This is a genomic window from Robinsoniella sp., from assembly GCF_034124845.1.
In genome coordinates this window covers 1-10,717 of record NZ_JAWYAJ010000208.1, presented here as the reverse complement: position 1 = coordinate 10,717, position 10,717 = coordinate 1, and the positions used below count along the sequence as shown (strand labels likewise).

The 10,717-nt window shown below is 39.2% G+C and carries 12 protein-coding genes; 2 read left to right on the top strand and 10 right to left on the bottom strand.

Annotated elements, in window-relative coordinates; all coding sequences use genetic code 11:
* The 9 genes from ACH2DQ_RS09795 to ACH2DQ_RS09755 all read right to left on the bottom strand — a co-directional run.
* Positions 1 to 416: ATP-binding cassette domain-containing protein (locus ACH2DQ_RS09795; protein WP_395026587.1), on the bottom strand; the 416-nt coding region annotated here is incomplete at its 3' end.
* Between the two features lie 132 nt (positions 417 to 548).
* Entirely contained in the window at positions 549 to 971 is a 423-nt protein-coding gene (locus ACH2DQ_RS09790) for a DUF2000 domain-containing protein (protein ID WP_394913708.1), read from the bottom strand.
* A gap of 132 nt (positions 972 to 1,103) precedes the next feature.
* Positions 1,104 to 1,706: a pyridoxal 5'-phosphate synthase glutaminase subunit PdxT gene (gene pdxT, locus ACH2DQ_RS09785; RefSeq protein ID WP_394913707.1), complete on the bottom strand. Its 603-nt coding sequence runs from the start codon at positions 1,704 to 1,706 to the stop codon at positions 1,104 to 1,106.
* Position 1,707: 1 nt separating this feature from the next.
* On the bottom strand, positions 1,708 to 2,583 hold the full coding sequence (gene pdxS / locus ACH2DQ_RS09780; RefSeq protein WP_394913706.1) for a pyridoxal 5'-phosphate synthase lyase subunit PdxS: 876 nt from the start codon (positions 2,581 to 2,583) through the stop codon (positions 1,708 to 1,710).
* A 217-nt stretch (positions 2,584 to 2,800) separates the two neighbouring features.
* Entirely contained in the window at positions 2,801 to 3,679 is an 879-nt protein-coding gene (locus tag ACH2DQ_RS09775) for a helix-turn-helix domain-containing protein (RefSeq protein WP_394913705.1), read from the bottom strand.
* A 268-nt stretch (positions 3,680 to 3,947) separates the two neighbouring features.
* Entirely contained in the window at positions 3,948 to 4,733 is a 786-nt protein-coding gene (locus ACH2DQ_RS09770; protein WP_394913704.1) for a shikimate kinase, read from the bottom strand.
* 195 nt (positions 4,734 to 4,928) lie between these two features.
* A complete protein-coding gene (locus tag ACH2DQ_RS09765) occupies positions 4,929 to 5,702 on the bottom strand; it encodes an ABC transporter permease (RefSeq protein ID WP_394913703.1) in 774 nt (257 codons plus the stop codon).
* Complete coding sequence (locus ACH2DQ_RS09760) at positions 5,695 to 6,642, bottom strand: ATP-binding cassette domain-containing protein (RefSeq protein WP_394913702.1); 948 nt, start codon at positions 6,640 to 6,642, stop codon at positions 5,695 to 5,697. Before ACH2DQ_RS09760 ends, ACH2DQ_RS09765 begins: the two co-directional genes overlap by 8 nt.
* 74 nt (positions 6,643 to 6,716) lie before the next feature.
* Positions 6,717 to 7,373, bottom strand: coding sequence for a TetR/AcrR family transcriptional regulator (locus ACH2DQ_RS09755; protein ID WP_395026583.1), 657 nt, complete (start codon positions 7,371 to 7,373; stop codon positions 6,717 to 6,719).
* Between the two features lie 292 nt (positions 7,374 to 7,665).
* Between ACH2DQ_RS09755 and ACH2DQ_RS09750 the strand changes: the two genes are divergently transcribed.
* The gene (locus ACH2DQ_RS09750; protein ID WP_394913700.1) at positions 7,666 to 8,529 is read left to right on the top strand and encodes an aldo/keto reductase; all 864 of its coding nucleotides are present in this window, start codon (positions 7,666 to 7,668) and stop codon (positions 8,527 to 8,529) included.
* A gap of 248 nt (positions 8,530 to 8,777) precedes the next feature.
* A complete protein-coding gene (aroE, locus tag ACH2DQ_RS09745; protein WP_394913699.1) occupies positions 8,778 to 9,644 on the top strand; it encodes a shikimate dehydrogenase in 867 nt (288 codons plus the stop codon).
* A 204-nt stretch (positions 9,645 to 9,848) separates the two neighbouring features.
* Here aroE and ACH2DQ_RS09740 read toward each other — a convergent pair.
* The coding region (locus ACH2DQ_RS09740) for an Rpn family recombination-promoting nuclease/putative transposase (protein WP_395026580.1) at positions 9,849 to 10,717 on the bottom strand (869 nt) is incomplete at its 5' end.

The following is a 10,717-nucleotide window of genomic DNA, read 5'->3' as shown; positions in this document are numbered from 1 at the left end:
CCACCGGAAAATGTCTTCACCTTCTGGTCTTTACGCTCCCTTAACCCCACAAATGAAAGTGCCTTGTCTGCCTTTTCACATCGTTCTTTCCCCTTCAGACCATAAAGAGATGCAAAAAAACGTACATTCTGCATAGCGGTAAGATCTTCGTACAAAGCCAGATCCTGTGGTACAACACCAAGATGGTACTGATACTCTTTCTTTGCATCCTGCATACGATTTCCCTTATAATGGATTTCTCCGCCATCTGCCCCCAGAACTCCCGCCAGGATATTGATTGTCGTACTTTTACCTGCTCCATTGGGACCCAGGAAGCAGAGAATCTCTCCCCGCATAATCTCAAATGAAATATTATTTACCACCTTCTTATCGCCGTAGCATTTATACAGATTTATCACTTTCATAAATTGATCCATAGGAATACCTCTCATTCTTTCTTTGTTTTGTTCCTGACATTACTTTACCATCAAGGACAAAAAAAGAAATCAACCGAATGGTTGATTTCTAAGGTTGAGAATCAGCTTCCCTTTTAAACACGATCTTTCATGCTATCTAAGCAGCCCCATACTCCCCGTAAGTTTGTTTACCTGCTTCTTATTTCCATACATCGCAATCCCAAAATACTGCAAGTTTTCTTCCTCTGTTCTGCCAATTTTCTCTGTAAAGTCTTCGTAATCATTACAGCTCTGCGCCACATCTGAAAAATCCACGACCGTCAATTGCTGAAATTCTTCCGTATAAAGCCTGCTGCGCAGCTCCTTTATAATTTGAACACTTCCCTTCAAAATAGGAACCGGAATTGCTGTAATACCCAGGTGATTGTTCTTTGTTCCATCCAATACATCCGGTCCCAGGATTTCCTCATGTTGTTTTCCTAGCGTTATACCAAGAACTGCTGCCGTATTTGCAATAATTCCAAGGGGAAGATTTTCATCAATTACCATGACACATTTATCATTCTGACTATCCATTTTGTTCTCCTTTGCATCTGATCATATTCGAAATATTTATTACCTTTGCAAAGTATAACACATTCTATAATAGTTCTCTTGTATGATATTGACAGTCTCATACGCACATGTAACAAAAGAATTCAGCCTCTTCTACATTTGGATCCTACTGTGTACTGCACGGCATTTTGTTTCTTTCACCATTTGAAGAAAATATTCATGGACTCTGGTATCTGCCGTAACTTCGGGATGAAAGGAAGCTCCAAGCTGATTCTTATACCTTACCGCCACTATTTTATCATCAACCCTTGCCAGTACATCGACTGCCGGACCCACACTTTCAATGTATGGTGCCCTGATAAATGTCATTGGAATCCTGCCGATTCCAGCCATATGCCCGTATGTATGAAAGCTGCCCAGCTGTCTGCCATATCCATTTCTTTTTACGGTAACCGGCAGTGTTCCAAAGTGAACCTGTTCATCATTGGATAACTTTTCTGCAAGCAAAATCAATCCGGCACAGGTACCCAGTACTGGAAGCCCGTTATCAATCTTTGTTTTTAAGACGTTGTATAAGTCCAGTTCTTTTATAAGCTTCCCCATTACTGTGCTCTCTCCGCCCGGCAATATCAGTCCTTCAAACGCTTTTTCTGCATCCTCTTTCTTCCGTATCTCGATGCAGTCTGCGCCCAGTTTCTCCAGCATCTTTTCATGTTCTATAAAAGCACCCTGAACTGCCAACACTGCAAGTTTCACTTTATTTTCCCCTTTCCGCCATCAAAAGTCCGATTTCCTGCTCATTGATTCCCACCATGGCCTCTCCCAGGTCTTCCGACAATTCTGCCAGCATTTTTGCATCCTGGTAATTGGTAACGGCTTTAACAATTGCCTGTGCCCTCTTAGCCGGGTCTCCTGATTTGAATATACCCGATCCCACAAAGACTCCTTCTGCTCCAAGCTGCATCATCAACGCCGCATCCGCCGGAGTCGCCACTCCGCCTGCTGCAAAATTAACCACCGGAAGCCTTCCGTTACGATGCACATAGTCTACCAGCTCACATGGAACCTGGAGCTCTTTTGCTGCCTGAAATAATTCGTCCTCCCGCATTGATACCAACCTCGCTATTTCCTGATTCATCTTTCTCATATGACGAACTGCCTGCACGATGTCACCGGTTCCAGGCTCCCCTTTTGTACGGATCATGGACGCTCCTTCCGTAATTCTCCGAAGTGCTTCCCCCAGATCCTTCGCACCGCATACAAAAGGTACCTTAAATTTTGTCTTATCGATGTGATACACATCATCTGCCGGAGACAGTACTTCACTCTCGTCTATATAATCAATCTCAATCGCTTCCAAAATCTGAGCCTCAGCAAAATGCCCAATTCTGCACTTTGCCATGACAGGTATCGTCACTGCCTCCTGGATTCCCCGAATCATGCCGGGATCACTCATTCTGGAGACTCCACCAGCGGCTCTGATATCAGCCGGAATACGCTCAAGCGCCATAACCGCACATGCCCCGGCGTCCTGGGCGATCTTCGCCTGCTCCGGTGTAGTTACATCCATGATTACTCCACCCTTTAACATCTGTGCCAGTTCCTTGTTTAATTCATATCTGTTCTGTTCCATTTAAACACTCTCCTGTTATCTATCCTGTTGTAATTGTTATCAGCAGCAAGTAAAAATTGTATGGCTCATACCTTTTTCGAATTAAGATCATAAGAATTCCTATCATTCATTGCAAATGGGCAATTTTTATGGTTCTACTATATCCGAAATGTGTCCTTGTTTCAAATGCCAGTATTACTTTTTTAAACCATGCCAGTTTAGCAAAAACAGATATGCACTAAATAACCGGTACCCAGAATTGAATTTCACTCTCTCCATTCTCATCAATTACTTCTCCATACTTAGCAAAGTCATATGGATTACTTTCGTTAAAGCGGCAGGCTGCGCTTGGAAACCATTCCTGATAAATATATTTCACAACCGGCTGCAGGCTGTCCTCATTTCTTCCCCGAAAAGTAAAAACCACATATTTACTGGGGGGCAAGATAAATAGGTCCATTCCTTTTGGCAGTTCTTCTTCCACACTTACCTGGGCTCCGGCAATGTAATTGAAAACAGGAATTGCATCATTTACATCATCATACTCAAACATTGAATAATCATTTATTCCGATTAAAAAATCCATATCCGTTCTGTTTTTAATTTTATGCTTGTTTCCATGGATAAAACGCCAGCATTTTCCCATTGCCTGAAACCCTTTTTTCGTACTTATACTACAGCCGATCAGCGTAATGGCACCCGCTTCTATGATCTTAATTTCCATAATCCGGTCCCCCCTTAACTTTTTACAATTCGTCACATCATACTTTAGTTGTAACGGCAGAAAACTGCCATGCTTTCGAAAAGATGCGGGGCTATATTGAAACATTTCTTTAAATCCATTGGAAAATGCCCGCTGAGTTTCATATCCGGCACACAGAGCGATTTCTATAATGGGTTTTTCGGTAAAGATAAGCATTCGGGCTGCTTCTGTTAATCTGCGCCTTTGGATGTATCGATGGACGGTAAGCCCGACAACCAAATGAAACATCCTGTGCAGATGATATTTGGAGTATCCGATTGCTGTTGCAATCGACTCTAGATCCAGCCTATCATCCAAAAGATGTGTTTCTATATAGTCAATTACCCGTCCGATTTCATATCGGTTGTTTTCCATTTTGCGCCTCCTTGTATTTTGGGGTCTATGTTCTCCGTTCAGTATCCGGTATCCATTTCATCGGTCATTACTTTATGTTCCTAATTAATATAGCAGAATCCACAGAATTTTTATTCATATAAATTGCTATCTTGATCTTTTCATCTTTATTTTCCCCGGAACTCCCAGAGTTTCTTTAAATAAAAAAGTGGCAAAAAACATATAAGGCTGAATGAACCTGTATATATTTTGCCACATTTATAATTCTGCTTTAATTTTCAATTACGTTCTAATTCCTGTCCAGGACAACCAGCCTGGATATAATTTCTTCACAGATCTCTACCACATTCTTGCCATCTGTCTCCACGATAATATCTGCGGTGGCAAGATATTTTTCCCGGCGTTTTTCCATTAACTCTTCTATGAATGCCACATTCATATTGTCATTCAGAATCGGGCGTTCTTTACTATCCTTCACCCGTTCGAATATTGTCTTGGGGGAAGCGCTCAGCAATACAACTCTGCCATGCTTCTTCATATGTTCCGCATTCTCAGGGCGCATTACGATACCACCTCCACAGGAAACAATAGCCTGACTCTTTTTCTGAAGCTCAATCAGCAGATTGCTTTCCAGATCACGGAAAAATGCCTCTCCATACTCCTCAAAAATCTGTGGTATTGACATACCCTGCTTCTCAGCGATCAGGGTATCCATCTCAATACGCTCCATTTCAAGCATTTCCTCGAGTCCATCTGCAACGGTACTCTTTCCAGCCCCCATAAATCCGATTAAAAAGATATTATAGTCTAACAAACTCTTCGTCTGTACCTTACGGCTGTTTTTCATAATATATTTAAAAATATGTAGAATTTCATCTTCAAATTCTTGATCTTTAACCTTATTCTTCAGAACATTTTCCTGTTCCTTATCCTGTTCTGGCTGAATAAACTGCATACCTGTTTGCTTTTTGTATTCGATCAAATCCTTCATGCAATTCATTCGAATAATAAGTTCCTCAATAATGCGGTCATCACATTGGCTAATCTTTTCTCTGATTTCTTCTAATCTATCCATCTGGGCTTTTCCTTTCTTACATTTCTATGCTGTATTATAACAGGGAGATGGAAAATTATCAACATTTTAATACTTTAAAGTGAAAAATTATCACTGTGTCGTCAGCCTCCCCATTTCAGCTTTTGCAGAAAGGGATACATCATATCCCTTGTGATGACTGCACCGGATCATTTTTTCTCTTATTAGCATGACGTTTTATTTAGCTGTTTTATTTATAAAGGCTTTGGATGATAAAAAGTAAAATGCTATTGTCAGTCCCAGACACCATATAGTGGCAATGAGCAGGGTATCGGTGTTTAAGGGTTTTCCTAATAATAACATCCTTATAGACTCTATAACTGGTGTCATTGGCTGATGTTGTGAAAAGATTTTTAATAACTTTGGCATAGTTTCCACCGGAACAAACCCTGAACTCAAGTATGGCAGTATAATGACGATAACAGAAAATGCACCTGCCCCCTCGGAACTGTTTGCTGTGATACCAATAAAAACTGAAATCCATGATATAGTGACAATATACAGTAAAACGATCACAATCACTATTAGCCAATCCACAAGGTTTGCTGTGGGACGAAAACCAACTACAAAGGCCACCGCAATTACAATAATAGTTGTCAATAAATTGCGGAGCAATGCCCCTATAACATGACCGCTTAAAATAGAAGATTTTATGATCGGCATTGTACAAAATCGTTCTATGATTCCATTTTTAATATCACTGCTAACGCTAATTGCCGTTGTAGACGCACATTGCCCAATACATTGAAGTATGATACCAGGTACAATATAATTCACGTAAGAAGAATCACCCACATTCATAGCACCGCCAAATACATAAACAAAAAGAACCATCATTAAAGCCGGTAAAATAAAACTTGTTAAAAACGTGTCTATATTTCGTTTTGACAGTGTCAGGCACCTTTCGGTCATGGTTAATGTATCCCTGAATATTCTTATCGTTTTACTCATTTTTTAATGCCTCCTTTTCTCCAATCAGTGTTAGAAATACATCTTCTAAAGAGGGAGATTTACGTGATACATCTTTAATATTTATGTTATGCGCGGTAAACAGCTGAAATAATTTTGTCAATACTTTGATTGCTTCCAGTGTATACACCGTTAGTTGATTTTTCTCCTGATCAGACGTTACCCTATATTCCTTTAGTAACGATAGAGCCTTTTCATAGTCTTGTTTGGATGGAAATTCAAACTCTACGATTTCCTGTGGCAGCAATTTTTTTAATTCCTCTAAGGTACCCTCTACGATAATGGAACCTTTATCTAAGATTGCAATATTGTCTGCCAGCTGTTCCGCTTCTTCCAGATATTGTGTAGTGAGAAAAATCGTAGTACCCGTATTCTTTAAATCTTTGATAATCTCCCACATATTATGGCGGCTTTGCGGGTCAAGTCCAGTCGTTGGTTCATCTAAAAAAAGAACAGACGGACTATTTACTAAACTCATTGCAATGTCCAATTTTCTTCTCATCCCGCCTGAATATGTTGATACCAAACGGTTAGAAGCTGAAACCAAATCAAAATAAGTTAATAATTCATTCGCTCTTTCTTTCACATTGGGTAAATGCGTCAGTTTCCCGATTAGAATGAGATTTTCCAATCCTGTCAGGGTTTCGTCAACTGCCGAAAATTGTCCCGTAAGGCTGATAACTTCATGTATCTTGTGTGGTTCTTTCCGTACATTATAGCCACATACATTTATACTTCCACTGTCTGGTTTAATGAGCGTTGATAAAATTTTTATTGTCGTTGTTTTTCCAGCTCCATTGGAACCAAGCAGCGAAAAGATTGTTCCTGTTTCCACTTCAAAATTTACGTTGTTTAAAACGGAAACCTTTTTATAGCTTTTCTTTAGACCTTTCACATCAATGCTAATATTCTTAGAAATCATATGATACCCTCCTATATATACATGGTGTTTGTATGTATTTAAGTAAAAAAATAAAATTGCATTGCCTGGCAATTTTATTCTTTTTCAAGATCTTCTATTCGTTCTATTGTCTGTTCCAATGATAGTAACATCTCATCGTCTATAATTGGAACACCTAATGTTTCAAACATCTCTTTTGCAAAGTACAGTTTTTCATATAATTCTTTTTTCGTACAAGGAAAAATCGTTGGTACAAACCATATACCTATAATCAATGTAAATATACTGGTAAATGCTTTTAGATATTTTATATTTTTGATTGAGCCGTCATCTATAGCTTCTTGAAGCAATTCTTCAAAACTAGAAGCAAGCATATTTTGATTATATTCCAAACACTCTGCTAAAATCCTGGGATTTTTTGTCAGTGACATAGACATTAAATTAAGTTCCCGAAGGTCTTGATTTGAATTTTGCATTACAATGACTTTTTTTAATTTTTCTAAGCCATTTAGTCCTTTTTCATTTCTTACCTTTTCAAAAGGGTTATTTTCATCAAACATTCTGTTCCCTAATGCGTCCAGAACTTCCTCTTTGGAATTAAAATGATGATAAAAAGCACCTCGTGTCAAACCACCTAAATCATTGACAATGTCTAAAACCGTTGTTTCCTCGTATCCTTTTTCCAGGAATAACCTTAACGATACATCTAATATTTTTTGCACCGTTTCTTCTGGATATTTGTTTCGTGGCATTTCATTACCTCCATATATACATACACCATGTTTGTATTTTCAAGATAACATATACCATGCGTGTTGTCAAGTGGCAACTGATGCAGTCTCACGTGCTGCGTAAAGACAGTATTTATTTTCTGTGTTTTTCAATATAACATATAGTATTCACCTATTGCTTATGCTATAATTTTATTCAAAGTCCTGCGCTTGTATCTTCACTTAAATGGTGACACTACCGCAGCATTTCTTAAAACCAAATAAATTTGTCAAAGCACTTGAATTTGTCATCTAATTCAGAAAGGATCGAACTATGCAAAGAAGGAAATTGGGTAATACCGGCTATGAGATCAGCCCTGTTGTCTACGGAGGTATTGTATCTATGGATGATGGCCAGGAAGCATCCGACCGCTATGTGGAATATGCTATTGAACATGGCATCAATTATTTTGATGTGGCTCCCACTTATGGGGATGCCCAGGAAAAACTGGGTAATTCTCTGAAACCTTACCGAAATCATATTTATCTTGCATGTAAGACAAACTGCAGGCTGGCTGAAGACGGTAAAAAAGAGTTAGAAGAATCTTTTGACCTGCTGCATACGGACTATTTTGATGTATACCAAATGCATGGACTCGTATCCATGGAAGAACTGGATACCGCTTTTTCCAAAGGCGGTGTAATGGAAATCATGTGTAAAGGGAAAGAAGAAGGTGTTTTAAAGAAGCTGGGTATCACCTGCCATAATGAGGAAGTTGCTCTGGAGGCACTTAAACGCTATGACTTTGACACCGTTCTTTTTCCTTTAAACTGGGGGATAAACCTTGGCAAAAAGTTTGGAACACGCATTGCTAAATCCGCCAAAGAAAAAAACATCGGTTTACTTGGCATGAAAACCCTGATTCACCGTGCATGGATAAATGAAGAAGAACGTATCGGGTCCGACTTCCCGAAATCCTGGTGTAAACCAATTTCTGACAATGTGGACCTGGGGATCGCCGCCATTAAATACACCCTTTCCATGGGGGCAGATGCTGTAGTACCCCCTGGAAACTTTGAAAGTTTTTCTTTTGTTGTAGATCATATCGACGAATGCCTGAACACTCCTCTCACTGAAAAAGAAAGAGCTCTACTGGCTGACGAACTAAAAAAGATAGATGGACAATATTTCTTTTAATTGAATAATTATTTACTATAATGAATGCCTGCAGCTATTAGTTCAGGTATCCATTAATTATTCTTTTGCTGTAGCTGTCAGATAGCTGCAAAACGTTTTCATCCCGTATTAGTATATTCACACATGCTTGAACACATTAATGTATTAAAGAACTAATTGACTTTTTATGTCAAATAGTTTACTATTAAAAAATCATATATTACAGAATTTTACTGATAAAAACGAGGTAATGAAAGGGGATTATAATAATGGCAAGAAAAATAACCGGTCATACACGTCTTGCATGTCTTTTAGGAAGTCCAGTGGAGCATAGTATTTCACCTGCAATGCATAACGAAGCGTTTGAGCAGCTTGGCATTGACTGTACTTATCTGGCATTCGATGTTGGTGTAGATAAAATGCCTCAGGCAGCAGAAGGTCTTCGCGCAATGAACGTTTTAGGCTTTAATATTACAATGCCTGATAAAAATATCATGTGTGAACTTTGCGATGAACTATCACCTGCAGCCAGAATCGGCGGTGCTGTAAATACTGTTTTAAATGACAACGGTAAATTGATTGGATACACAACGGATGGTACCGGATTCATGATGGCATGCAAAGATTCCGGATTCGACATCATCGGCAAGAAAATGACCCTGTTAGGAGCGGGTGGTGCTGCCAGCGCTATTTTAATACAGGCCGCTTTGGACGGTGTAAAAGAAATCTCTGTATTCAGCATTCACGATGCATTCTGGGATCGTGCACAGAAAATCGTGGAAACCTTAAATACCGAAACCAAATGTAAAGTAACTCTGTTTGACTTTGACGATCCTTCTATCCTGAAGTCTGAAATTGCAGAAAGCGATATCCTGACCAACGGAACCAGTGTTGGAATGGCGCCCAAAACGGATGGCTGCCTGATTACCGATACCAGCTTCTTCCATAAAGACCTGATGGTATTTGACGTAATCTATAATCCAAAAGAAACGAAGCTGCTAAAGCTTGCCCAAGAATGCGGATGCCGTACCGCTAATGGCATGTATATGCTGTTATACCAGGGTGCAGCTTCCTTTAAGATCTGGACCGGGCAGGACATGCCGATAGATATTATAAAAGAAAAATATTTCAGATAATCCTTTTTCGCATTTGATAAGGAACCGGAAATATAAATGAAATTGCCTCCGTGATTACGTTTAAATATCCTTCCGGGACAGTTCACAAAGTATTTTCCGGTTTTTTTTTTTATTTAACTGCTTATTTATCTTCTATAATTTAACTTATCCAACTTCTATATATTTGTCTTCTAAAATTTTTATCTGTCTATTTTCTTATTTATTTTATTCTTTTGTTTCCTCATTATTTTCTTCCGCATCCCCCAATTCCTCTTCCTGCTTAATCTGACCTTCTTTTATTTGCTGAACCGTCTCAACGGACAGACCTGTCTTCGTGGCAATGACTTCCACATCCAGGATATCGATGAGATTTTTTGCAATGTCTATTGCTTTCTTCTGCTCACCTTTTTCGATTCCTTTTTTGATTCCTTTTTCAATACCTTCCTCACGAATCATTATCTTTTCTTCCCATTGCTGCAAATAACGCACCCCCACTTCTTCATTGCGCTTTATGCTGCAGACGCGCTTATGTATCCTTTGAATACGCGCACTTTCGCATTTGCTGCAGACTTCATCCGTAGAACATTCAACGTAATGCAGAAAATCAATTAATTCCTGGCTTACCCCGTGCCGGTCTGTCCCTTTTGTGTTTAAAAAGATCCTAACTGCACCATCTTCTAAAATAGTGCCTGGTAATTCCTTGCACTCCATACGGCAGGTATAGCGGTACTTTCCAAATCCAAAGAGATCAAAGCATGCAATCATTATCATATAGGAATCATTTAACTCATTAAAATCTATAACACCCGGCTCTAACAGGGATACATCCAGATGGGCTTGATAGAACCTGCCACGTCTCGCCAGATTCCCGGCATTCTTTTGCTGCATTTCCATATTGTAGATTTTATCTTCTGCGTCTGCAGCAAAAACATCCATTTTTATAGATCTCTGAGAAGTTGTTGTCCGAAATTCCTTTTCCGTTTCATTTTTCATCAAAATAGTAATTTCTTTATCCAGTATAATTTCCAGCATCGCCTGACAGCATTCGGGATCTTCTGCTACCTGGTCAAACAAAAATCTGTCTTTCAAATCCA